The 24,168-nt window shown below is 69.8% G+C and carries 22 protein-coding genes; 11 read left to right on the plus strand and 11 right to left on the minus strand.

Going from position 1 to position 24,168, the window contains the following annotated elements; genetic code table 11:
• The 9 genes from HNQ01_RS20375 to HNQ01_RS20415 form a co-directional block, all read right to left on the minus strand.
• Nucleotides 1–701, minus strand: a 701-nt coding sequence (locus HNQ01_RS20375) for a UDP-glucose dehydrogenase family protein (RefSeq protein WP_173807352.1), incomplete at its 3' end; no start/stop codon positions are given.
• Nucleotides 702–842: 141 nt separating this feature from the next.
• Entirely contained in the window at nucleotides 843–1,394 is a 552-nt protein-coding gene (gene rfbC, locus HNQ01_RS20380) for a dTDP-4-dehydrorhamnose 3,5-epimerase (protein WP_173807353.1), read from the minus strand.
• A 22-nt stretch (nucleotides 1,395–1,416) separates the two neighbouring features.
• Nucleotides 1,417–2,304, minus strand: coding sequence for a glucose-1-phosphate thymidylyltransferase RfbA (gene rfbA / locus HNQ01_RS20385; RefSeq protein WP_173807354.1), 888 nt, complete (start codon nucleotides 2,302–2,304; stop codon nucleotides 1,417–1,419).
• A 127-nt stretch (nucleotides 2,305–2,431) separates the two neighbouring features.
• Complete coding sequence (locus HNQ01_RS20390; protein ID WP_286181028.1) at nucleotides 2,432–3,874, minus strand: undecaprenyl-phosphate glucose phosphotransferase; 1,443 nt, start codon at nucleotides 3,872–3,874, stop codon at nucleotides 2,432–2,434.
• 154 nt (nucleotides 3,875–4,028) lie between these two features.
• Nucleotides 4,029–5,111 carry an NAD-dependent epimerase/dehydratase family protein gene (locus HNQ01_RS20395; protein WP_173807355.1) on the minus strand — a complete coding sequence of 361 codons (1,083 nt, stop codon included), beginning with the start codon at nucleotides 5,109–5,111 and terminating at the stop codon, nucleotides 4,029–4,031.
• A 151-nt stretch (nucleotides 5,112–5,262) separates the two neighbouring features.
• Nucleotides 5,263–6,375 (minus strand): DegT/DnrJ/EryC1/StrS family aminotransferase, encoded by a 1,113-nt coding sequence (locus tag HNQ01_RS20400; protein ID WP_173807356.1) that lies wholly within the window; start codon nucleotides 6,373–6,375, stop codon nucleotides 5,263–5,265.
• Between the two features lie 93 nt (nucleotides 6,376–6,468).
• Complete coding sequence (locus HNQ01_RS20405; protein ID WP_353621748.1) at nucleotides 6,469–7,206, minus strand: WecB/TagA/CpsF family glycosyltransferase; 738 nt, start codon at nucleotides 7,204–7,206, stop codon at nucleotides 6,469–6,471.
• Nucleotides 7,207–7,300: 94 nt separating this feature from the next.
• Nucleotides 7,301–8,062, minus strand: coding sequence for a WecB/TagA/CpsF family glycosyltransferase (locus HNQ01_RS20410; RefSeq protein ID WP_353621749.1), 762 nt, complete (start codon nucleotides 8,060–8,062; stop codon nucleotides 7,301–7,303).
• Nucleotides 8,063–8,211: 149 nt separating this feature from the next.
• Nucleotides 8,212–9,516: a nucleotide sugar dehydrogenase gene (locus tag HNQ01_RS20415; RefSeq protein WP_173807359.1), complete on the minus strand. Its 1,305-nt coding sequence runs from the start codon at nucleotides 9,514–9,516 to the stop codon at nucleotides 8,212–8,214.
• 324 nt (nucleotides 9,517–9,840) lie between these two features.
• Here HNQ01_RS20415 and epsF point away from each other — a divergent pair, with 324 nt between their 5' ends.
• From epsF to HNQ01_RS20470, 11 genes are all read left to right on the plus strand, one after another.
• Nucleotides 9,841–11,268 (plus strand): chain length determinant protein EpsF, encoded by a 1,428-nt coding sequence (epsF, locus tag HNQ01_RS20420; RefSeq protein ID WP_173807360.1) that lies wholly within the window; start codon nucleotides 9,841–9,843, stop codon nucleotides 11,266–11,268.
• A 70-nt stretch (nucleotides 11,269–11,338) separates the two neighbouring features.
• The gene (locus HNQ01_RS20425; RefSeq protein WP_173807361.1) at nucleotides 11,339–12,217 is read left to right on the plus strand and encodes a polysaccharide biosynthesis tyrosine autokinase; all 879 of its coding nucleotides are present in this window, start codon (nucleotides 11,339–11,341) and stop codon (nucleotides 12,215–12,217) included.
• Between the two features lie 58 nt (nucleotides 12,218–12,275).
• The gene (xrtB, locus tag HNQ01_RS20430) at nucleotides 12,276–13,163 is read left to right on the plus strand and encodes an exosortase B (protein WP_173807362.1); all 888 of its coding nucleotides are present in this window, start codon (nucleotides 12,276–12,278) and stop codon (nucleotides 13,161–13,163) included.
• A gap of 22 nt (nucleotides 13,164–13,185) precedes the next feature.
• A complete protein-coding gene (gene epsI / locus HNQ01_RS20435; protein ID WP_173807363.1) occupies nucleotides 13,186–13,917 on the plus strand; it encodes an exosortase-associated protein EpsI, B-type in 732 nt (243 codons plus the stop codon).
• A gap of 16 nt (nucleotides 13,918–13,933) precedes the next feature.
• A complete protein-coding gene (locus HNQ01_RS20440) occupies nucleotides 13,934–15,460 on the plus strand; it encodes an oligosaccharide flippase family protein (protein ID WP_173807364.1) in 1,527 nt (508 codons plus the stop codon).
• A 3-nt stretch (nucleotides 15,461–15,463) separates the two neighbouring features.
• Nucleotides 15,464–16,933: an O-antigen ligase family protein gene (locus HNQ01_RS20445; protein WP_173807365.1), complete on the plus strand. Its 1,470-nt coding sequence runs from the start codon at nucleotides 15,464–15,466 to the stop codon at nucleotides 16,931–16,933.
• 18 nt (nucleotides 16,934–16,951) lie between these two features.
• Entirely contained in the window at nucleotides 16,952–17,944 is a 993-nt protein-coding gene (locus HNQ01_RS20450) for a glycosyltransferase family 2 protein (RefSeq protein ID WP_173807366.1), read from the plus strand.
• Nucleotides 17,945–17,948: 4 nt separating this feature from the next.
• Nucleotides 17,949–18,824, plus strand: coding sequence for a glycosyltransferase family 2 protein (locus tag HNQ01_RS20455; protein WP_173807367.1), 876 nt, complete (start codon nucleotides 17,949–17,951; stop codon nucleotides 18,822–18,824).
• Entirely contained in the window at nucleotides 18,821–20,110 is a 1,290-nt protein-coding gene (locus HNQ01_RS20460) for a GH39 family glycosyl hydrolase (protein WP_173807368.1), read from the plus strand. The genes HNQ01_RS20455 and HNQ01_RS20460 overlap by 4 nt, the downstream gene beginning before the upstream one ends.
• A gap of 13 nt (nucleotides 20,111–20,123) precedes the next feature.
• Complete coding sequence (locus HNQ01_RS20465) at nucleotides 20,124–20,756, plus strand: CatB-related O-acetyltransferase (protein ID WP_173807369.1); 633 nt, start codon at nucleotides 20,124–20,126, stop codon at nucleotides 20,754–20,756.
• Nucleotides 20,753–21,925: a glycosyltransferase family 4 protein gene (locus HNQ01_RS20470; protein ID WP_173807370.1), complete on the plus strand. Its 1,173-nt coding sequence runs from the start codon at nucleotides 20,753–20,755 to the stop codon at nucleotides 21,923–21,925. The genes HNQ01_RS20465 and HNQ01_RS20470 overlap by 4 nt, the downstream gene beginning before the upstream one ends.
• Before the next feature lie 91 nt (nucleotides 21,926–22,016).
• On the opposite strand, the gene epsE is transcribed toward HNQ01_RS20470, so the two are convergent.
• Nucleotides 22,017–22,859 carry a polysaccharide export protein EpsE gene (epsE, locus tag HNQ01_RS20475; RefSeq protein ID WP_173807371.1) on the minus strand — a complete coding sequence of 281 codons (843 nt, stop codon included), beginning with the start codon at nucleotides 22,857–22,859 and terminating at the stop codon, nucleotides 22,017–22,019.
• A gap of 16 nt (nucleotides 22,860–22,875) precedes the next feature.
• Complete coding sequence (locus tag HNQ01_RS20480) at nucleotides 22,876–23,871, minus strand: EpsD family peptidyl-prolyl cis-trans isomerase (protein ID WP_173807372.1); 996 nt, start codon at nucleotides 23,869–23,871, stop codon at nucleotides 22,876–22,878.
• Between the last annotated feature and the right edge of the window lie 297 nt (nucleotides 23,872–24,168).

Genomic DNA, 24,168 nt, shown 5'->3' on the forward strand with positions numbered 1-24,168 from the left:
TTCTCCGCCAGCCGGCTCAGCTCGTTCATGAAGCTGATCCGCGTGGCCAGCATGCAGTTGGCCGCGTACTTGATGAACTCCGCCGAGCGGATGTCGGTGATGATCATCCGGTCGCGGTTGCGCACGAAGGGCTGGTACAGCGCCTTCATCAGCAGGATCGCGCGCTCGTCCTCGGCGCCCACCACGATGCGGTCCGGGCGCATGAAGTCCGCCACCGCCGCGCCTTCCTTCAGGAACTCGGGGTTCGAGCACACCGAGAACTCCATCTCCGACAGGCCGCGCTTGGCCAGCTCGTCGGCCACCGCCGCGCGCACCTTGTCGCCCGTGCCCACCGGCACCGTGCTCTTGTCGACGATCACCTTGTGGTCGGTCATCAGCCGGCCGATGTTGCGCGCCGCCGCCGTGACGTACTGCAGGTCCGCCGAGCCGTCCTCGTCCGGCGGCGTGCCCACCGCGATGAACTGCAGCGTGCCGTGCGCCACCGACTTCTCGATGTCGGTGGTGAACTCCAGCCGGCCCGCCGCCACGTTGCGCCGCACCACCTCCAGCAGCCCCGGCTCGTGGATCGGGATGCCCCCGTCGTTCAGGATCCTGATCTTGGCCGGATCCACGTCCAGGCACATCACATGGTTGCCCATTTCCGACAGGCACGCGCCGGTCACGAGTCCCACATAGCCGGTGCCGATGACGGTGACTTTCATTTTTTAACTTTCGATGATTAATGATTAATTTTTTTCCGACTTCTGCTGAAGCGTTTGATGCGGACGTCGGTCGATTTGTTCATTTCAGCGAGCCCACTGCAGGAGGCTTGCTGTGAAGCAGGGAAGATTGCTCCTCACGCGTCAGTCGAAATGCCGCGCGTCGGCCAGCAGCGGCGCCACCGCATCCTTGGCCGACAGCAGCGGCGCCATGCCCAGGTCCGGCCAGGCGATGCCGACCGCCGGGTCGTCCCAGCGCACCGCGCCCTCGCACTGCGGCGCGTACAGGTCGGTGGTCTTGTAGAGGAAGTCGGCCGTCTCGCTGGTGACGACGAAGCCGTGCGCGAAGCCCGGCGGGATCCAGAACTGGCGGTGGTTCTCGCCGGTCAGCTCGACGCCGGCCCACTGGCCGAAGGTCGGGCTGCCGCGGCGCAGGTCCACCGCGACGTCGAAGACCGAGCCGGAGACCACGCGCACCAGCTTGCCCTGCGCATGCGGCGGCAGCTGGTAGTGCAGGCCGCGCAGCACGCCGCGGCTCGAGCGCGAGTGGTTGTCCTGCACGAAGCGCACCGGATGGCCCACCGCCTCGTCGAAGACCTTCTGGTTCCAGCTCTCCATGAAGAAGCCGCGCGCGTCGCCGAACACCTTCGGCTCGAAGATCAGCACGTCGGGAATGGCGGTCCGGATGATGTTCATGTCCTGGTCCTTCCTGCGCGGGTCAGAAGACCTGCTCGGCGAGCACCTTCTTCAGGTACTGCCCGTAGCCGTTCTTCAGCATCGGCGCGGCCAGCTTGTCCAGCTGCGCGTCGTCGATCCAGCCGCGGCGCCAGGCGATCTCCTCCGGGCACGCCACCTTCAGGCCCTGGCGCTTCTCCAGCGTGGCGATGAACTGCCCCGCCTCCATCAGGCTGTCGTGCGTGCCGGTGTCCAGCCACGCGTAGCCCCGGCCCATGATCTCCACGCTCAGGCGGCCCTGGCGCAGGTACTCGGCGTTGACGTCCGTGATCTCCAGCTCGCCGCGCGGGCTGGGCGCGATGTTCGCGGCGATGTCGCAGACCTGTTCGTCGTAGAAGTACAGGCCCGTCACCGCGTAGTTGCTCTTCGGGACCTTGGGCTTTTCCTCGATGCTCAGCGCGCGCTTGTGATCGTCGAACGCCACCACGCCGTAGCGCTCCGGGTCATGCACGTGGTAGGCGAAGACGCTGGCGCCCGTCTCCCGGCTGGTCGCGCTGTTGAGCAGCTGCTGCAGGTCGTGGCCGTGGAAGATGTTGTCGCCCAGCACCAGCGCGCTGGGCGCGCCGCCGACGAACTCGCGGCCCAGGATGAAGGCCTGCGCCAGGCCGTCCGGACTGGGCTGCACACAGTACTGCAGGTTCAGGCCCCAGCGGCTGCCGTCGCCCAGCAGCGCCTCGAAGCGCGGCGTGTCCTGCGGCGTCGAGATGATCAGGATGTCCCGGATCCCGGCCAGCATCAGCGTGGTCAGCGGGTAGTAGATCATCGGCTTGTCGTACACCGGCAGCAGCTGCTTGCTGATGGCCAGCGTGGCGGGGTGCAGCCGGGTGCCGGAGCCGCCGGCCAGGATGATGCCCTTGCGTGATGTCGTCATAACGGTGCGTATAGATGCTGTGAAGGATAAAGAAAAACTTTTGCGTGGGTGCCTGCCTGCGCGGGCATGACGGGGGGCGGTGGCGTCTGGCGGGGGCGGGCGGCGCGGCCGGTGCCGCGCAGGCGCCTCAGTACGCGTTGCTGTCAGCCACCGTCAGCTTGATGGTGCGAGCGATGATGCGCAGGTCCATCGTCAGCGACCAGTTGCGCAGGTATTCGATGTCGTAGCGCACGCGCTCGGCCATCTTCTCGACGGTTTCGGTCTCGCCGCGCAGGCCGTTGACCTGGGCCCAGCCGGTGATGCCGGGCTTGACCTTGTGGCGCAGCATGTAGGCCTTGACCAGCTCGCGGTATTCCTCGTTGTGGGCCACGGCGTGCGGACGCGGGCCGACGATGCTCATGCGGCCCTGCAGCACGTTGATGAACTGCGGCAGCTCGTCCAGCGAGGTGCGGCGGATGAAGGCGCCGAAGCGCGTGATGCGCGGATCGCCCCGGGTGGCCTGGGTGACCTTGGCGCCGTTCTCCATCACCCGCATCGAGCGGAACTTGTAGACGGTGATGTCCTCGCCGTCCAGGCCGCCGCGCTTCTGCTTGAAGATGATCGGGCCGGGCGAGCTGATGCGCACGCCGATGGCCACCGCGAGCAGGATCGGCGAGATCAGCACCAGGATCAGGCTGGCCAGCACGATGTCGGAGATCCGCTTGACCAGGCCGTTGATGCCGATGAAGGGGCTCTCGAGCAGACTGACGACCGGCACGCCGTCCATGTTGCGCATGCGCCCCTGGATGACGTTGACGCTGAAGACGTCGGGCACGAAGAAGATCGAGACGGCGCTGTCGTGCAGCGCGGCGATCATCCGGTCGATGCGCGGCTGCGAGCTCAGCGGCAGCGTGATGTAGACGTCCTTGACGTTGTGGCGGCGGATGCACTCGAGCGCGTCGTCGATGCGGCCGACGATGTGGTCACGCGCGTCGGGTGCGCAGCGCGAGGGATCGCGGTCCTCGAGGTGGCCGATGAAGTCGTGGCCGTAGGAGCGGCGATTGACCAGCATGTGCCCGACCTTGGCGCCGAGGGCGCCTGCGCCGATCACCAGCGCGGGGCGCCGTGCCTCGGGACGGAGCGCGTGCCGGCGCATCAGTGCGCCACCGGCGAGCACCGCGGCGTACTGCACCGCTGGCGTCAGCACCGCCCACCAGATCAGCACCGAGGTGTCGAAGAACTTGAAGCTCTTGGTCGCGAAGCCGCACAGCACCAGGATCGCGACGACCGTGGCCCAGGCGGCGAGCAGGTCGACCAGGGCGTTGAGCCGGTTCTCGTAGAAGCGGTTGGTGCCAGGAAAGACCAGCAGCATCACCAGGATACTCAGCAGCATCGAGGCCCGGTCGAGCACATGGCCGTGGCCGAAGTGCACGGCCAGCAGCGTGGCCACGGCCAGCACCGGCTCCAGCAGGGCGGCCATGAAGACCGGGATGGAGGGCGGCGGCGGCGTGAAGGCAAGCGTGTCGAGCGTCGAGCCGGCTCCGGGCGGGAACTGGAGCGGTCCGGGCGCTCGGTGGACGGGTGCGGTCATGCGTGTTTCCCCTGTATGTTTCGTAAGTGTGCGACGACGATCAGCACCATTCATGCCCGGCCCCATGATTCGGGCCCGAAGAACTGGAAAAGACACGAAAATTGTCGTCAATCCCGGCCATGCGTCTGTGACTCGCGCAGGCCTGGGGCAACAATCATTGCAAACGGAGATCCGATGCCCTGGCGGGCTGGGGCGGGCAGGCTGGATGGAATTCCGCCGTGCGGTCCAGCGCGGCGCGCGCTTCCCGCCCGAGGGTCAGGACCTCCCGGACCCACAGCATCGTATGGGCCTCCGGGCTGTCGTGGATCAGCCCATGGTCGAGGGCGTCGAGCAGCTCGTCGATGCCGGTGCGCAGGGCCAGCGGCGCGGCCAGGCCGAGCAGCTTGCAGGCCTTGCGGGCATCCGGGCGATGGTCGTGCCGGTCGACGCTGGCGCCCTGGGCGGTGATGCATAGGTGGCTGCCCAGGGCCTGGCGCAGCGTCTCGGCGATCTCGATCGCGCTCGGGCTGAGGTGGCTGATGTTGAAGATCTGCCGCGAGATGTTGTTCAGCGGCGCGTCGACCGCGGCCAGGATCGCGGCGACGGCATCGCGCAGATGCAGGTGGCCGCGCCGGCGTGCGCCGCCCTGGTCGAGCGTGATGCGCCGCAGGCGCAGCGCGCTCAGCGTCATCGCGTTGACCTGCAGGTCGAAGCGCATGCGTGCCGAGCGGCCGAAGACCTGGCCCAGGCGCAGCACGACCGGCGCGAAGCCGTCGCCGGCCAGCGGCAGCACCGCGGCCTCGGTGCTCAGGCAGCTCGTCGCGTGATGGGTCAGCGGGCGCACGGGCGTGCGTTCGTGCACCTCGTCGCCGCCCTGGTCGCCGTAGACGTCGCTGCTGCTGATGAGAATGTGGCGGCTGACGCCGCTGCTGCGTGACAGCCGCGCCAGCCGCACCTGGGCGCGGTGATTGACCGCATCGGTCCAGACCGGATCGAGCTCCGAGGCCAGGTCGCTCGACAGCCCCGCCAGGTCGATCACCACCTGGATGCCGGTCAGGTGCTCGCGCTGCAGGCCGCGGGTGTCCATGCGCCGGATCTGCAGGGCGGGGTGGTGCGTGAGCTCGGCGAGCGAGCGGTCGCCGAAGAGCATGCTGTCGACCGCGACGACCGGGTGACCCCGATCGAGCAGCGCGCGCACCAGTGCCGAGCCGATGTAGCCGGCGGCCCCGGTGACGAGGATGGACGGGCGGCGGTTCATGATGGAGCGGTCGAAGGACGTCGGGGACGGCGGTAAGGCATGAAATGCACTGTGCCGTCCGCGATCTTCGCGCGGATCCCCCGCGGATGCAGGTCGCAGTGAAAAAGTTCGCCGTGTCGGCGACTTCTTGCGGTCCGCGCCGCCCGCCGGCTCAGCAGGTGACGCTCTCGTGCGTCAGCGTGGTGCGGATGATGCCGATGACCCGGCGCACGTCCTCGTCGCTCATGCCCTGGTGGATCGGCAGGCACAGGCCTTCGCCGAACAGCGTGTCGCAGATCGGCAGGTCGCACGGATCGACCAGGCCCTGCAGGCAGGGCTGGCGATGCAGCGGATAGAACATCGTGCGCGTCTGGATGCTGGCGTTCTCCAGCGCCTCGCGCAGCTCGGGCATGCGCGGGCACAGGATCGGGAAGCGGAAGGGAATGAAGTCGGAGTTCGGATCCAGCTTCATGAAGCGCAGCTGCGGCAGCCCCGACAGGCCCTCGACATACAGGTTGTAGCGGCGCAGACGGTCGGAGCGGATCTGCGGCAGCCGTGCGAGCTGCGCGTTGCCGATCGCGCACTGCATGTCGGTGACGCGGAAGTTCATGCCGAGCATCTCGTGCACGAAGCTGCCGCTGGACTCGCGGCCCTGGTTGCGGATCAGGCTCACCCGCCGGGCCAGCGCCGGATCCCGGGTCATGACCACCGCGCCTTCGCCCATCGTCACCGACTTGTCGGCGAAGAAGGAGATCACGCCGATGTCGCCGAAGGTGCCGGCATGCTGGCCGCGGTAGCGGATGCCGCAGGCCTGGGCCGCGTCCTCGATGACCGCCAGGCCGTGGCGCTTGCCGATCAGGGCGATCTCGGCGGCGTTGGCGGCCTGGCCGTAGATGTGCACCGGCATCAGCGCCGAGGTGCGCGGCGTGATCGCGCGTTCGAAGGCTTCGGGCCGGGCGGCGAAGGTGTGCGGATCGACATCGATCAGCACCGGCTTCAGCCCGGCGAAGATCGCCGCGCTGGCCGAGGCCATGAAGGTGAAGCCGGGAATGACGATCTCGCTGCCGCGCGGCAGGTCGAGCGCGAGCAGCGCGAGGTACAGGCCCAGCGTGCCGTTCGGCGCGAAGGAGATGTGCGGCGAGCCGGTCAGCTGGCCGAGGTTCTGTCGGAAGGCCGCGGCGGCCGGGCCTTCCGTGAGCCAGTTGCGTTCCAGGCAGGCGGCGAGAGCATCGGCTTCCGGGCGGCCGATCCAGGGCTGGACTTGCTGGACACGTTGAAGCTGCATGTTGTCGGGTCCCCCAGTGGGTCGTGGAGATGGGCGCGTTTCGGACGAGATGTCAGCGTAAGGGCAGCCAGCGCCCCGGCAAGTGCCCCACGCTCACCGGGTGGGCCCGCGGCGTGCGAACTGACCGAGTGCGCCCCACACGAACAGGGTGTTATGCACCAGATAGCGGCGCCAGAGCCGGCGCGGCTCCTGGGCGAGGCGATGGAACCATTCCAGGCCGTTGTCGCGCATCCATTGCGGTGCGCGGCTGACGGTGCCGGCATGGAAGTCGATGCCCGCGCCGATGCCGAGCGTGACCGCGCGCACCGCCGGCCGGTGGTCGTGCATCCAGCGGTCTTCCTTCGGGCAGCCCAGGCCGGTCATGACCAGATGCGCACCGGAGGCATTGATGTGCGCGATGTCGGCGGCATCCTCCTCGGGCGTCAGCGGCCGGAAGGGAGGCGAGCGCCGGCCGACGATGCGCAGGCGCGGATGCGAGCGCGCCAGCGCCTGGCAGAGCCGGTCCAGCGTGGCGTCGGTGGTGCCGTAGAGATAGATGCCGAGGCCGCGGTCTTCGGCCTCGTCGAGCAGCCTGCCCATGAGGTCCGGCCCGTTGATGCGCTGCTGGGCCGGATCGGCGGTGCGCCTGAGCATCCAGGCCACCGGCCAGCCGTCCGGCGTGACCATGTCGGCGCCGAGAATGTGGCGACGATGGCTTTCGTCGCGGGTGGCGCGCACGATCGAGTGCGCGTCGCAGATGGAGACGTAGCGCGGCTCGTGGCGTTCGGCCCAGTCGCAGATCCGCCGCACGGCGGTGCTCCAGTCGATCACGTCCACGGCAATGCCCAGCACCGGGGCGACTCGCCGCGGGCGGGTGACGGACGCGGGGGGGGCAGGAGGGGAGGGGACGGCAGGTGTCGGCATCGTGCTGGGCAGAAGAGGCCGCTCAGCGCCGATCGATCAGCTGCCGTGCGGCTCGGAGAATGAATTCGGTGTTCGTCGAGAGATAGCGCGGGCCGAGGCGGCGGGGCTCGCTCCAGAAGCGGTGCAGCCACTCGAGGCCGGCATCCTGCATCCATTGCGGCGCGCGGCGCAGCACGCCGGCGTGGTAGTCGAAGGCCGCGCCGACACCGATCGTGACGGCCTGGATGCGGTGGCGGTGCTCGGCCATCCAGCGCTCCTGCTTCGGGCAGCCGAGGCTGACCCAGACGGTGCGCGCGCCCGAGGCGTTGATGCGCTCGATGACCTTCTGGTCCTCCTCGGGCGTCAGCGGACGGAAGGGCGGCGAGTAGGCGCCGGCGATGCGCAGCGCCGGAAAGCGCTCGTGCATGCGCTCCTGAAGCCGCTCGAGCGTGGCGGGCGTGTTGCCATAGAGAAAGACGGCCTCGCCGCGCTGCTCGGCCTGGGCGAAGTAGCGCAGCATCAGGTCCGGTCCGTTGATGCGGCGCTGGTCGGGATGCCCCAGGCGGCGCAGCATCCAGGCCACCGGTGCGCCGTCGGCGGTGGCCATGTCGGCCTCCTCGATGACCTTCAGGAACTCGGGGTCATGGCGCGCGGTGATGACCGAATGCACGTTGCAGATGCACACGTAGCGGCTTTCGCGCCGCGCCGCCCAGCGGCCGATGATCCGGCACGCATCGTCCCAGCTGAGCACGTCGATCGGCGCGCCGACCACGCGTTCGACAGTTCGGCCGAAGGTGCCCGGCACCGGTTCTGCGAACGCCGAAGAGATGGAAAATTCTGGCCGGTGCAGCATGATCTGAAACTCGAAAGATGCGCGATGGTAGGCACGCATCCGCGGGAGTCCCAGTCAATATTGCCCACGCCCCCCCGGTACTCGGGGGAATATGGCGGGATTCAGAGGCGCCAGACTCGCATTCCGGCATCTGTTAACGCCCGCGCATCGAAGGCCGACTTCACGTCGATCACGCAGCCGCCCTTGATGAGCTTGCGAGCGAAGTCCTCCGGTCCGAGCGAGCGGAAACCCTGGTGCGCGACGGCCGCGATGATCGCGTCGGCCCGGGGCAGGTCGTTCCAGGCGAGCAGCCGCACGCCGTACTCGTGCATCGCCTCGTCCGGGTCGGCCTGCGGGTCGTGCACGAAGACCTCGACGCCGTAGCTGCGCAGCTCCGCGATGATGTCCACCACCTTGCTGTTGCGCAGGTCCGGGCAGTTCTCCTTGAAGGTCAGCCCCAGGATGTTGACCCGCGCGCCCTTGATGTAGCTGCCGGCGGCGATCATCTGCTTGACGGTCTGCTCGGCGATGACCTTGCCCATGCCGTCGTTGATGCGACGGCCCGCCAGGATGACCTGCGGGTGGTAGCCCAGCATCTCGGCCTTGTGCGTCAGGTAGTAGGGGTCGACGCCGATGCAGTGCCCGCCCACCAGGCCGGGGCGGAAGGGCAGGAAGTTCCACTTGGTGCCGGCGGCCTCGAGCACCTCGGTGGTGTCGATGCCGATCTTGTCGAAGATGATCGAGAGCTCGTTCATCAGCGCGATGTTGAGGTCGCGCTGGGTGTTCTCGATCACCTTGCAGGCCTCGGCGACCTTGATGCTGGAGCAGCGGTGCACGCCCGGCTCGACGATGGTCTCGTAGAGCGCGGCGACCTGCTCGAGCGTGGCCTCGCTGTCGCCGGCGACCACCTTGACGACGTTGGTCAGCCGGTGCTCGCGGTCGCCGGGGTTGATGCGCTCGGGGCTGTAGCCGACGAAGAAGTCGCGCTTCCAGGTCCGGCCCGAGGCGCGTTCCAGCTCGGGGATGCAGACCTCCTCGGTGGCGCCGGGGTAGACGGTCGACTCGAAGATGACGGTGGCGCCCTTCTTGAGGTTCGGGCCGATGGTGCGGCTGGCGCCGATCAGCGGCCCGAAGTCGGGAATGCGCGCCTGGTCGACCGGCGTGGGCACCGCGACGATGATGAAGTCGGCCTCGCGCAGCACCGCCGGGTCGCTGCTGTAGCGCGCGTGCACCGCCGCGGCCATGTCCGCGTCCGGGATCTCGCGCGAGGGGTCCTGCCCGGCCTGGCAGCGGGCGATCTTGTCGTGGGCGATGTCGAAGCCGATCGTCGGCAGGCGGCGGCCGAACTCGACGACGAGCGGCAGGCCGACATAGCCGACGCCGATGACGGCGACGACGGGCTGGGCGAGGGAGGGCGGCGAGGTCATTGGGTCAGGGGGAATCGAGGGCATGGCGCCGTGATTGTGCCGGCTGGCGCCGGAAGGGGCGTGCTAGCATCGTCCGGCACCGGGGTCTCCGGTTGAGCCCGCAGGCCAGGAACCGGCCTGACCGGGAAAGCGAGGGGTTCCGTGCAGACTTAACGGCGCTATTGCGCGCTGGTTCTGCCCGGTCCGGAGCGCCGGCCCGGAGGGTCGTTACAGGTCGATAAGATGCTCCGCACTGGCTGTTATCGCGGCATTGCGGCGGTCCGGGCCGCCTGAGAGCCGCCGACGGCCGCGTCGACGAGACACTCCTTTCAACATCTGACATTCATGACCTTTCCACTGTTCTTCGCCATTCTCCGGGCGCGCTGGAAGGCCGCCGTGCTGGTCCTGCTGCTGACGATCGGCACCACGGTGTCGGTCACGCTGCTGCTGCCCAAGTCCTATACCGCGACGGCTTCGCTGGTGCTCGACGTGCGCTCGCCCGACCCGATCCTGGGCATGACGATGGGCGCGATGACGATGCCCGCCTACATGGCCACCCAGGTCGAGGTGCTGCAGAGCGAGCGCGTCGCGCTGCGGGTGGTCCAGGGCCTGCGTCTGGCCGAGAGCGCCCAGACTCGCGAGCAGTGGAAGAAGGAGACCGACGGGCAGGGCAGCTTCGAGGCCTGGCTGGCGCAGATGATCGGCAAGAAGCTCGACGTGAAGCCCTCGCGCGAAGGCAACGTCATCTACGTGTCGTACTCGAACGCCGACCCGCGATTCGCCTCCGCGCTGGCCAACGGCTTCGCCCGGGCCTACATGGACATCAGCCTGGGTCTGCGCACCTCGCCGGCCCAGCAGTATTCCGACTTCTTCAACAAGCAGGCGGCCGAGGTGCGCACCTCGCTCGAGAAGGCGCAGGCCAAGCTCTCCGACACCCAGAAGCTCTACGGCATCACGGTGGCCGAGGAGCGCTTCGACATCGAGACGCAGCGGCTCAACGAGCTCAGCTCGCAGCTGGTCGCCATCCAGGCCCAGGCCGCCGACTCGGGCAGCCGCTCGGCCCAGGTCCGCGCCGGCTCCGACCAGCTGCAGGATGTCATCGCCAACCCGGTGGTGGCCGGCCTGCGTGCCGACCTGTCGCGTCAGGAGGCCCGGCTGGGCGAGCTCGGCGCGCGCTTCGGTGACGCGCACCCGCAGGTCGTCGAGCTCAAGGCCAACATCGAGGAGCTGCGCCGGCGCATCGACAGCGAGTCGCGCCGGGTCGGCGGCAGCGTCGGCGTGACCAACAACATCAACCGCCAGCGCGAGGCCGAGGCGCGTGCCGCGCTCGAGGCCCAGCGCGCGAAGGTGCTGCGCATGAAGGAGCAGCGCAACGATCTGGCCGCGCTGCAGCGCGAGGTCGAGTCGCTGCAGCGCTCCTACGACCAGATCAACCAGCGCGTGCTGCAGACCAGCATGGAAAGCCAGGCCACGCAGACCAACATCTCGCTGCTGACGGCGGCCACCGAGCCGACGCAGCCCTCGTCGCCGAAGCTGCTGCTCAACTCCCTGCTGAGCATCTTCCTGGGCATCCTGCTGGGCGTCACCTTCGTGCTGGTGCGCGAGGTCTTCGACCGCCGGGTGCGCACGCTTGGCGACTTCTCCGAGTCGATCGGCCTGCCGGTGCTGGGCACGCTACCCGGCCCGGGACGGCGTTCGGCCCGGGCCGCGGGGCAGCTGCCCTCGCTGGTGTCCGGATCGGTCATCGGCCGGCTTCCCGGCTCCGGTGCATGAAAGGCAGTGACGCTCCATGAGCATGAGCCACCTGAATCTCGCCCGACAACAGAAAGAGCATGGTCGCCGGATGGACGGAACCCTGACCCGCGCTGATGAACTGACTCCGGCCGGAGAGGATCGCTGCATCGGCGACCTGATCCGGGAGAAGAAGCACCTGACCGAGAAGCAGGTCGAGGCGATCGTCACCTACCAGAAGGAGCGCGGCGTGCGCTTCGGCGAGGCGGCCGTCGCGCTGGGCCTGGCCACCGACTCGGACGTGGTCTTCGCGCTGAGCCAGCAGTTCCACTATCCCTACACGCCGGAGGGGCAGCGCGACATCCATCCGGACCTGATCACCACGACCCAGCCCTTCGGCCACCGGGCCGAGGCGTTCCGGGCGATCCGCAGCCAGCTGATGATGCGGGTGTTCAGTCCGACCGAGCCGCGTCGCGCGCTGGCCGTGGTCAGTCCGGATCACGGGGACGGCCGCTCCTATTTCGTCGCCAACCTCGGTGTCGTGCTGGCCCAGCTGGGCGGGCGCACGCTGATCATGGACGCGAACTTCCGCAATCCCCGCCTGCACGAGCTGTTCGGCGTGCCCAACGGCTCGGGCCTGAGCGGCATCCTGAGCGGCCGGCAGGAGGAGAACGTGATCTACCAGGCCTCGGACATCCCGAGCCTGTTCGTGATGCCGGTGGGCATCACGCCGCCCAATCCGCTCGAGCTGCTCGAGCGGCCGGCCTTCCGGCTGCTGGTGACCGAGCTGCTGCGCAAGTTCGACCATGTCATCGTCGACACGCCGCCGGCCTCCAGCGGCAGCGATGCCGCGGTGATCGCGTCGCGCTGCGGTGCCGCGCTGCTGCTGGCGCGCAAGGACAGCACGCGCATGAACGGGCTCAACGGCCTGATCGAGACGCTGGTGGCGGCCTCGGCCAAGATGGCCGGCGTGGTGGTCAACGAGTACTGAGTCGAGTACGGATCGGCCGCTCCGCACGGAGACGGCCGGCTGATGCGGGGAACTGGAAATGTCTGCGGTGCAATCGAAGGTGCAGGGTCTCGACCTGTCGGTCTGGAAACCCTGGATGGTCCTGGGCCTGGGGCTGACGGCGCTCTACGGGCCGACGTTCAGGGACCTGTTCCACGGACTGTGGTCGAGCGACCAGTTCGGCCACGGGCCGGTGGTGTTCGCGCTGTGCCTGTGGCTGCTGTGGCAGCGCATGCCGGTGGTGCTGGCCGCGCCGGAGGCGCCGCGCCGCGTGACCGGGCTGCTGGTGCTGGTGCCTTCGCTGCTGCTGTTCGTGCTGGGGCGCTCGCAGGACATCATCATGCTCGAGCTGGGCTCGATCATCGGCGTGACCGCCGGCTCGGTGCTGCTGATGAAGGGTTCGGCGGCGCTGCGTGCGCTGCTGTTCGGGCTGCTCTTCATGTTCTTCATGGTGCCGCTGCCGGGGCAGATCGTCGATGCGCTGACCCAGCCGATGAAGATCGCCGTCTCGTACGCGGTCGAGTGGCTGCTCTACCACGCCGGCTACCCGATCAGCCGCAGCGGCGTGATCCTGCAGATCGGCCAGTACCAGCTGCTGGTGGCCGATGCCTGCGCCGGCCTGAACACGCTGTTCACGCTCGAGGCGATGGGCCTGCTGTACATGAACCTGGTGCGCCACGATTCGATGGTGCGCAACGTGACGCTGGCGCTGCTGGTCGTGCCGATCAGCTTCTCGGCCAACGTGATCCGCGTGGTCACGCTGACGCTGATCACCTACTACCTGGGCGACGAGGCCGGCCAGGGCTTCCTGCATGGCTTCGCCGGCATGGTGCTGTTCCTCGCGGCGCTGGTGCTGATCATGATGGTGGACTCGCTGATCCGCCTGGTGCTGGTGCGCCGCACGCCGGCTCCGGCCGCGCTGGCCTGACCTCCCGACAAGGAACCCGATCATGACGACGAATTCCCCGTCCCTGCCGGCCGTTCCCGCGCCGCGGCCCGCCTCCCGGCGGATGATGCTCACCGCCGCGGCGCTGGCCGTCGCGATGGCGGCCACCTCGGGAATCGGCTCGACGATGAAGCCGACCCTGCACCTGTCCGACACCCGCCCGGCCGTCAGGCTGGAGACGATGATCCCGGCCCGCTTCGGCGACTGGGAGCATGTGCCCCAGGCCCAGGGCGTCGTCAATCCGCAGGCGCAGGTCATGCAGGACAAGCTCTATTCGGACCTGCTCAACCGGGTCTACCGCAACTCGCGCGGCGAGATGGTGCTGCTGTCCGTCGCCTACGGCCGCGACCAGAGCGATGCCTTCCAGGTCCACAAGCCGGAGATCTGCTACCCGGCCCAGGGCTTCCAGGTCCAGCGCGTGCGTCAGCAGGAGATGGCGACGCCCTTCGGCGCGGTGCCGGTCAAGCGCGTCGAGACCACCCGCGGCTCGACCCGCCCGGAGCCGGTCACCTACTGGACGACGCTGGGCGACCATGCGGTGCGCAGCGGCGTCGACAAGAAGATGCAGGAGATGCAGTACGCGCTGAAGGGCTACATCGCCGACGGGCTGCTGTTCCGGATGTCGAGCATCGATCCGGACAGCGAGCATGCGTACGCGATGCAGGACCGCTTCGCGGTCGATCTGCTGTCGGCGCTGGATCCGGCCGCCCGACTGAGGCTGGCGGGGCTGAAGTGACCGTCGTGCCGATCCGATGAGCGCGGCCGGCTCCGACCTGGCCGGCCGGGCGGTCCGCGCGGTGCGCTGGGGAGCCTTCGGCGCGCTGGCCAAGCTGCTGCTGCAGTTCGGCACCCAGATCCTGCTGGTGCGCATTCTCGGCCCCGACCAGTACGGCCTGTTCGCGATCGGCGTGCTGGTGGTCAGCCTGGCGACCTTCCTGGCCGATTTCGGCATGGCCTACGGCCTGATCCAGAAGCCCGAGGTCAGCGACGAGGACCTGCGCTGCGTCTTCACCTGGCAGGTGCTGATCGGCCTGATGGTGGCTGCCGGCGTGTTCGCGGCCGCACCGCTGATCGCGCGCGGTCTCGGCGATGTGCGCGCCACCGGCGTGATCGCCGGCCTGTCGCTGGTGTGCCTGCTCAACGCGATCTCGGCGCCGTCGCTGAACATGCTCAAGCGGCGCATGGACTTCCGCTCGATCCAGATGGCGCAGATCGGCTCCTACGTCGCCGGCTACGTGATGTGCGGGCTGCCGCTGGCGCTGTGGCTGGGCGACGTGCGCGCGCTGGGCATCGCCTGGCTGGTGCAGGCGCTGGTGTCGACCGGCTGGCTCTATTCGGCGGTGCGCCATCCCCTGGCGCCGCTGTGGAACACCGCCGACCGGCCCGCGATGCTGTCCACCGGCCTGACGGTGATGGTGACGAACCTGGTCAACTGGGCGATGCAGAACGTCGACCGCACGATCGTCGCCCACCGCTACGCCGCGGCCAGCATCGGCAGCTATTCCGCCGCCTACAACCTGATCTACACCCCGACGACGACGCTGCTGGGCGTGATCCAGCCGGTGTTCTATTCGGCCACCGCCCGGATGGGCACGGCCGATCTGCCCCGGCAGGCGGCCGCCTACCAGGGCGCGCTGCTGCTGATCCTGCTGCTGCTGGCGCCGCTGTATGTCGCGGTGGCGGTGCTGTCCGGGCCGATCGTCGCGCTGCTGTACGGGCCGAAGTGGACCCAGGCCGGTGCGCTGCTGGCGCCGTTCGCGCTGGCGATGCCGGCCTTCCTGGTCTGGGGCATGTCGACGCCGATGCTGTGGTCGGCCGGACAGGCGCGGCGCGAGTTCCGCTCGCAGCTGCCGGTGCTGGCCCTGTGGCTGGCGGTCTGCGCCGCGGCCTCGCGCGGTCCGGTGACCGGGGTGGCCTGGGGCGTGGCCGTGCTGTTCGCGGCCCGGGCCGCGACGATGGTCGGCCAGGCCTGCCAGGTGCTGTCGATCGGGCGGGCTGCGATGCTGAAGGTGATCCTGCCGGGCCTGCTGGCCTGCCTGGCGGTGGCGGCCGTCTGCCAGGCCGGACTGTGGCTGGCGGCAAGGGGCGGTCTCGATTCGCCCTGGCTGGTGCTGCCGCTGGTGCTGCTGCCCGGCTGGGCAGGAACGATGGGCGTGCTGGCGACCGTCTGCCGTCTGGACGTGCCGGTCCCGGCCCGGCAGGCGCTGCGTCCGGTGCTGGGGCGACTGCCGGCGAGGCTGCGCACGCTGCGGGCCCTGCGTGGCCTGCTGGAGGAGTGAGCGATGAGCAAGGGTGAGCTGATCTTTCTCGCGATGGGCGGATCGGTGCTGACGATCGTCGCGATCGTGGCGGTGCTGATGTTCGCGCTGATGCTGCACGGGCAGCTCCGGCTCGGTCGCTACTTCGTGCCGATGACCTTCGTCTGCTGCACGATCGGCATGGCGCTCGCGGTGGTGCTGTCGCATCGCGACGTGCGCTTCGCCGCCTTCGGCACCGACAACATCGGCGCCGATGCCGGCGGCGCCGCCTGGCCGACGCGGCTGCTGACCGGCCTGATGCTGGGCATGAGCCTGGCGGCGCTGTTCAACCGCTACTTCCGCACGCGCCGGCTGCAGCTCCCCGGCGACGCGCCGGTCAACGCGGCACAGCGGCGCTTCGCCGAGGCGTTCGTGCTGTATTTCGCCGCGACCTACATCGTTCCGTCCGTGCTGGGCGCCAAGCCGTCGTTCACGATGAACGTCTACTACGCGCTGCCGGTCTTCCTCGCCGCGATCGTCGATGGCGTGCATTCCTTCGACCGGGTGCTGCGCTGGGCGAAGTTCTCGCTGCTCGGCATGACGCTGGGCAGTCTGGTGGCGATGGCCGTCCAGCCCAGCCTGGCGCTGCAGCCCGGCTATGCCGGCTGGGTCCCGGGCCTGAGCATCCGGCTGTGGGGCATCGGGTCGAGCCCGAACAGCATCGGTCCGCTGGCGCTGCTGTCGCTGCTGCTCGAATACATCGCGCCGACCCGCGACCGGCGCCTGCGCTGGCTGCTGGTGGGCTGCGGTCTGGCGACGCTGGTGCTGGCCCAGTCGAAGACGGCCTGGATGGCCACGCTGGTGGCCGGGACCTGCGTGTCGCTGTTCCGCTTCGGGCTCGACCGGCAGGGCCGGCTGCGCTTCGGCACGGTCATCTTCGTCACCGCGCTGCTGTCGCTGCTGCTGATCGGCATGCTGATCGTGCCGCCGCAGAAGCTGATGGCGGCGGTCTCCGAGACCAAGGCCGGCAGCGAGCTGGTCACGCTGACCGGCCGCAGCCAGATCTGGAACGTGGCGATCGATGTCTGGCTCGAGCATCCGCTGTTCGGCTACGGTCCGACGATCTGGGATCCGGCGTTCCGCGCCTCGCTGGGCATGCCCTTCGCGACCCATGCGCACAACCAGTGGCTGCAGAGCCTCAGCCAGGGCGGCGCGTTCAGCGCCCTGGCGCTGCTGCTGTACCTGGTCGTGATGATCATCGGCTGCATCCGCATGACCCGCCCGACTCGTGGAGCATCTCTTGCAATCCTCATCTTTGTGCTGATCCGCTCGATGACCGAGACGCCGCTGACGGTGAGCACGCTGTTTAATGGCGAGATGTTCACCCACATGCTGCTTGCCGTGATCGCCGCCCGCGGCCTGTCCCTTCCGCGGACCGTGCCCGCGTCGCGCATCGCCTCGGCCGTGATCGCGCCGGCGGCCGTCGACAGGACGTCGCCGCTGGCCCGGATCTGACTCGGGACTCGAGCGGCAATGACTGCGTCTGCCTGTCCCGCGCTGTCGGTGATCATCCCGCTGCACGACAAGGCGGCCTATGTGCTGGAGGCGATCGAGTCGGTGCTCGCCCAGCAGCCGGCGGCGGCCGAGATCCTGGTCATCGACGACGGCTCGACCGATGGCGGTCCGGAGCGGGTCGAGCGTTGGATCGCCGGGCACGAGGCCGGGCGCATCGTCCGGCTGCTGCGCCAGGCCAATGCAGGCGTCTCGGTGGCGCGCAACCGGGGCATCGACCTGGCGCGGGGCGAGCTGGTGACCTTTCTCGATGCCGACGACCGCTACCTGCCGGGCTACTTCGCGATGCTGGCGGCCCTGGCCGCCGCGCATCCGCAGGCCGGCATGTACTGCACCGGCTTCGCGCGCCGCTGGCCTGACGGCCGGCGCGTCCTCTCGGGTTCTCCGGGGCGCCCGGCACGGCCCGAGGGCAGCCTGGGGCGCGTCGACAGCTTCCACGACTGGTGGAGCCGGGGCGCGTTCACCCACACGAACTCGATCGCGCTGCGCCGCGAGCTGCTGCAGCGCGATCCGTCGCTGCGTTTCATGCCGGGCGAGCGCCTCGGCGAGGACCAGGACCTGTGGCTGCGGGTGGCCGAGGCGGCGCCGGTGGCCTTCGCGAACGTGCCTCTGACCGAATACCGGATGGATGTCGCCGGCAGCGCGATGCAGAACCCGGCGCTGGCCGACGTGCTGCCGTGCTACCAGCGGCTGGCGCGGCGCCTGCAGTCCGGTGCGGTGCCCGAGGCGCTGCGCGACGGCGCGCGCCAGCTGCTGTCGGTGCACCGGATCAATGTCGCCTCGGCACGTCTCGACCGGGGCGATCCGGCCGGAGCGGCGCAGCTGCTGTTCTCGTCCGGGGCCTCGGCGCGGCGCATCTACTGGCTGCGCACCGTGCTGCGCTGGGCGGTGCAGCGCCTGGGCCTGCGGCTGCGATCCGGCCAGGACGCCCGCCGGCCTCGAACGGAGAACTGAATCCATGCTCGTCTCGCTCGTGCTGGCCACCGTCGGACGGACGACCGAACTGGCCCGTGGCCTGCAGGCCCTGGCGGCGCAGACCTGCCGCGACTTCGAGGTGCTGGTGATCGACCAGAACGGCGACGACCGGCTGCTGCCCCTGCTGCAGGAGGCCCGGCAGGCGGGCGTGACGCTGCGCCATGTCCGCTTCGATCGGCGCAGCCTGTCCGGCGCACGCAATCACGGCCTGCAGCTGGCCGCCGGCGAGGTGGTCGGCTTTCCCGACGACGACTGCTGGTACGAACCGGACACGGTCGCCCGGCTGGCCGAGCGCTGGCAGGCGGCTGCGGTGCCGCCGGCCCTGATGGTGGGCTGCTGGGTCGAGCAGGCCGCCGCGGTGGGCGATCTCGACGCGCCCGCCCAGGCGCTCCGGCCGGACGAGGTGCGAGCCTTCCGGGGCCGGCGCGCCAGCTCGATCACGCTGTTCGTGCGCACCGCGCTGCTGCGCGAGCTCGGCGGCTTCGACGAGCGGCTGGGCGTCGGCCAGTGGTTCGGCTCGGCCGAGGAGACCGATCTGGTCATGCGCGTCGCCGCGCGTGCCGAGCCGATGTCCTATGAACCGTCGGTGCGCATGCATCACGCGTTTGCCGCCGGCGGGACGCGCCCGCGCCGCAGCGCCGACGATCTGGAGCGCCTGCGTCGCCGCGAGCGCGGCACCGGGGCGCTGTATGTCAAGCACGCCCTGTCGGGCTGGGTGATCGGCCGGGGGCTGCTGGCTCCGTGGCTGGTGCCGCTGCTGCGCGGTCGCCCCGAGGCGGCGCGGGTCGGCTGGCATTGCGTGCGTGGACGCATCGAGGGCCTGCGCGAGTGGCGCAGGCAGCATGAGAGGGATTCATGACCCAGCAGGACCAGTCATCACGTTTCTCGACGATCACGCGCGGCCTGACCGCGGTCGCGCTGGCGGCGCTCGGCGCGGCCGGCCCGGCGCAGGCGGTGCCGGCCGACTACTTCGGCCTGCACATCCACTATCTGGGCCGGGGCACGGCCTGGCCGGAGGTTCCCGTCGGCAGCCTGCGCACCTGGGACGCGCAGCTGACCTGGGCCGAGCTGCAGCCGCAGCGCGACCGCTTCGACTTCACGCGCCTGGACCAGTATGTGCAGACCGCGCGCCAGAAGGGTGCGACGGTGCTGGTGCCGCTGGCCAACACGCCGGCCTGGGCCTCGTCCCGCCCCGGCGAGCCCAGCCGCTACGGGCCGGGTCGGCTGGCGCCGCCGGCCGACATGCAGGACTGGCGTCGCTACGTGGAGGCGGTCGTGCGCCGCTACCGGGGACAGGTGCAGGCCTACGAGATCTGGAACGAGCCCAGCGACGCCGGGCACTACACCGGAACCCTGCCTGAACTCGTCACGATGGCCTGCGAGGCCCGCCGCATCATCCGCGAGAACGATCCCGCGGCGCGCGTGGTCTCGCCGGCCTCGGCGGGCGGCGGGCGGCACATCGCCTATCTGGCCAGCTTCCTGTCCGCGGGCGGGCGCGACTGCATCGACATCGTCGGCCATCACTTCTATGTGCCGCGCCAGTCGCCCGAGGCGATGGTGCCGCTGATCCGCCAGGTGCGCGAGGTGATGAAGCAGAACGGCATCGACCACCTGCCGCTGTGGAACACCGAGACCGGCTGGTGGCTCGAGGACACCGACGGCACGGCCGTCTCCGCGATGGTGCAGTCCGGCGGCGGATGGCAGAAGCTCGACGGCCCGACCGGCGCGGCCTGGCTGATGCGCGCGCTGGTGCTCGGACGCGCCGAGGGCCTGGGGCGTTTCTACTGGTACTCGCTCGACAACCCCTATGGGCTGGGGCTGCTGCAGGCGACCAGCCGCACGCCGAAGCCCGCGCTGGCCGCCCTGTCCCAGATCCAGTCCTGGCTGGACGAGCGCGAGGTCTCGAACTGCCGCACGGTGGCGTCGGGCGTCTGGTCCTGCGAACTGCTCGATGCCGGCCGGCGTGCCGTCGCGGATCTGCTGTGGGCGGAGAGCGCCACCGCGTCGATGACCGCCGTGCCGGCGGACCTGCGCACGCGCTGGGCCGGCTGCCAGCCGCCGGGCGAGAGCCTGGTGCCTGCGGGGCGGCTGTCCTCGCTGACCCTGAAGCCGGCTCCGCTGCTGTGCCCGCGGGCCACGCGCTGAAGGGATGCCGCCGATGATCGCCTCTGTCGTGGCGGCGCTGCGCCGGCTGGCCACCGCCTGGCGGGTCGCCGGCAAGTCGGGCTACCTGCGCCACGGGCCGGACCTGCATGTGGGCAAGGGCGTGCGGCTCTGGGCGCCCGCCTCGATCGTCATCGGCCGCGGCGTCTACATCGGCAAGGACGTCTGCATCGAGGCCAACTGCGAGATCGGCGACCACTGCCTGATCGCCAACCGCGTCGGCATCGTCGGTCGCCACGACCATGACTTCTCGGCCGTCGGCACGCCGATGCGCTTCACGCCCTGGATCGCCTCGAGGCGCCAGCCTTCGCCCTTCCTGGACGAGCGCGCGGTCATCGGGCCGGACTGCTGGATCGGCTACGGCGCCGTCGTGCTGACCGGCGTGACCGTCGGCCGCGGCAGCGTGATCGCCGCCGGTGCGGTGGTGACCCGCGACGTGCCGCCCTACAGCATCGCTGCCGGCAATCCGGCGCGGGTCGTGGGCGCGCGCTTCCGCGATCCGGCCGACATCGCCCGCCACGAGCAGGCGGTGGCCGGCGGCGAGTTCCGCTCGTCCGAACGCGGCTTCGACCATTTCGTGATCCGTCCGGGTCCGGGCGTGCCCGGCCTGAACCCCCCGCATCGATGAACACCAAGGTCGCCATCCTGCAGCATCGGCTGCTGCACTACCGTGTCGATTTCTTCCAGCGCCTGCACGACGAGCTGGCCCGCCACGGCGTCGAGCTGATGCTGGTCCACGGCCAGGCCTCGGCTGCCGAGGCGGTGCGCAAGGACGAGGGCCATCTGCCCTGGGCCACCCGGGTGCGCAATCGCTTCCTGGGCGTGGCCGGCAAGGACCTGATCTGGCAGCCGCTGCCGCCGTCCGCCCGCGACGCCGACCTGTGCGTGATGATCCAGGAGAACCGGGTGCTGTCGAACTACCCGCTGATCCTGCGCCGGCGGCTGGCCGGGGCCGGGGCGCCGCCGCTGGCCTTCTGGGGCCATGGGCGCAATTTCCAGACGACCGCGCCCAGCGGCTGGCGCGAGCGCTGGAAGTCGCTGATGCTGCGCCAGGTCGACTGGTGGTTCGCCTACACCTCGATGACGGTCGACCATCTGCGCGCCAGCGGCTTCGCGGCCGACCGCATCTCCAACCTGAACAACGCCATCGACGTCTCGGCCTTCCGGCGCCAGATCGAGGCGGTGCCCGAGGCCGAGCTGGCGCGCTGGCGCACCGAGCTCGGCCTGGGCGACGGCCAGCGCATCGCGGTCTTCTGCGGCTCGATGTATCCGGAAAAGAAGCTCGACCTGCTGCTGGCCGCGGCCGACCGCATCCGCGCGGCGCTGCCTGACTTCCATCTGCTGATGATCGGCGACGGCCCCGGGGCGGCCGAGGTGCGCGCGGCGGCCGCGTCGCGGCCGTGGCTGCATGTGCTGGGCGTGCGCAAGGGCGCCGACAAGGCGGCGCTGTTCCGCCTGGCCTGCGTGCAGCTCAATCCGGGGCTGGTCGGGCTGCATGTGCTCGACGCCTTCTCGGCCGGGCTGCCGATGATCACCACCGCACGCGCGCTGCACAGCCCGGAGATCGCCTATCTGCAGGGCGGCACGACCGGTCTGGTGATCGACGACGAGCGCCCCGAGGTCTATGCCGATGCGGTGACCGCGCTGATGCGCGACGAGGCGCGCCTGCAGGCGATGCGCTCGGCCTGCCTCGAGGCGGCGGGCCGCTACACGCTCGACAACATGGTGTCGAACTTCGCCCGCGGCGTGCTCGACTGCCTCGATCGCCACGGCCGGCGCGTGCGGCGGCCGGCCTGAAGCCGATCTGGAACGCACGGGGGGCCGGCGACGGCATGTCGGCGGCCCCCCGGTCTTCCGCGCCTGGGCGCGGATCGGTCGTGCGGTCAGATCAGAACAGGCTCTCGCGCAGGTAGATCACGTCGCCGTCCTTCAGCGCGTCGTTCATGCCCGGCTGCAGGATCTCGACCTTGCCCTCGGCACCGCGGCGATGCACGCGCAGGCCCTTCTCGGTGCCGCGCTGCGTCAGGCCACCGCCGGCAGCCAGCGCCTGGATCACCGTCATGCCGCGCTCCAGCCGCATCGAGCCCGGGCGCTGCACTTCGCCGTAGATGTAGACCATCGGCATGCGGTCGACGTAGACGGTGTCGCCGTTGGTGATGACCGGGTCGTTCTTGCTGCCCGAGTCGGCGAACAGCGTCGGCAGGTCGATCACGACGCGGAAGGGCTTGCGGTCGCGCATGCCGCTGAGCGTGACCAGGTCGCTGCCGCCCTGGGCGATGCCGCCGGCGGTGGCCAGCAGCTCGCTCAGGCGCATGCCGGTCAGCTCGATCGGGTAGCGTCCCGGCCGGTTGACCATGCCCAGCACCGAAGCCTGGTTGCCGCGGATCTGCGTCACCAGGATGCTCACCTGCGGCTGGCGCACGAAGTTGCCGTTCTTCAGGCCGTCGGCGATCAGCCGCTCGGCCTGCGGCACCGACAGTCCGCCCAGACGGAGCTGGCCCAGCAGGGGGTAGCTGATGACGCCGCTCTCGGACACCCGCGTCTCCAGCGTCAGGTCCTGGTTCTGGTAGACGCTCACGCGCACCACGTCGCCGGAGCCGATGACGTAGTCGCGCTGCGCGTCGGCCAGCTGCGCGCGGGCCGCGAACGGCGCGAGCAGCATCACCAGGGCGAGGAACAGGAGGCGCTGCAGCGCAGCGAGAAGCGTCGGGGATGGTTGCAGGATGGGCATGGGGTGGTCGTGCTGGTTACTTCAGGCCCGACAGACCCTTCTGGATCGTCGAGGCGTCGAGGGACTCCGATGCGGCCGCAGCCGGCGCGGTCGGGGCCACCGTCGGCGCGACGTCCGCCGCGGCACTGGCCGCATCGGCCGGCACAGCCGCCGCATTGGCGAACTGGCCGACATATTCGATCTTGGCAGATTCGCGCAGCTTCTTGATGCTGTCGCCGACCAGCTGGCGCTTGCGGTCGGTCAGCAGGAACTGCTCGATGGCCTTCTTCGCGCCGTCCTCGGTGACCGGCGCCGGCTTGGCCGAGGCCAGGTAGGCGACGTTCAGGCCGGTCGGCATGGCCACGACCAGCCACTGGCCCTCGTTGAGCTTGACCAGCTGCGACAGCAGGCCCATCGGGATGTTCTCCGGCGCCTGGGTGACCGCGCGGGCGGCGAAGCGGATGCCCGCGGCCTTGAGCGCGCCGGCCAGATCCTCGCCATTGCGCAGGCCCGGGATCTTGGCCTGCAGCGCGGCCTTCTGCTCGGCGTTGGCCTCGATGTTGAATTCCTGCAGCGCGTAGATGCGGCGCTTGGAGAACAGCTCGGGCTTGCTGTCGTAGTAGGCCTTGATCTCGTCGGCGGTCGGGGCGGTGGCGGCCTCGGCGACCTTGTCGGCGTAGGCGCGGGCGATGATGTCGCGGCGGGCGGCCTCGATCGCCGAGACCACGCGCGGATCGCGATCGAGCTTCTGCTCGACCGCCTGCTGGATCGCGAGCTCCTGGTCGACCAGACCGTCGAGCACGCGGCGGCTCAGCGCCTGGGCCTGCTCGGGCTTCAGGCCGGGCTGGCGCTGCAGGATGTCGTTGACCTGGTGCACCGAGATCTCGCCGGAGTTCACCTTGGCGGCCACCTGCGTGGCCTTCTTCTCGCCACCGCCGCCACCGCAGGCCGTCAGCAGCACGGCGCAGGCGACGGCACTCAGCGCGAGCAGACGGTTCAGGCGGGCAGGGCGGGTGGACAGTGCCGATGTCATGACTTGCATACTCCAGAGGAGGCAGGCGGGCGCCGGGGTGGTTCCTGGCCCGGCCGGGGCCTGCAATGAAAGAGGTGATAAACGGGTCAAACCGGGCGCAGTTTAGCGACCGGTCGCCGGGGCGGCTTCCCCGGATTGAAGGGAACGGTTTCATTCCGGGAAGTCTCCACGGCAGCCTGTCACGTCCGGTTTCAGTGTCTGAGCCTGCCTGCACCGCAATTCCTTGCCGTGAATGGAAATAGCCTGGGGAAATGGCGAAAAAAGGATGCTCGATCTGGCAATTCCGGCGTCTGCGGA

It is taken from the genome of Sphaerotilus uruguayifluvii, assembly GCF_013294065.1.
Classification (GTDB): domain Bacteria; phylum Pseudomonadota; class Gammaproteobacteria; order Burkholderiales; family Burkholderiaceae_C; genus Sphaerotilus; species Sphaerotilus uruguayifluvii.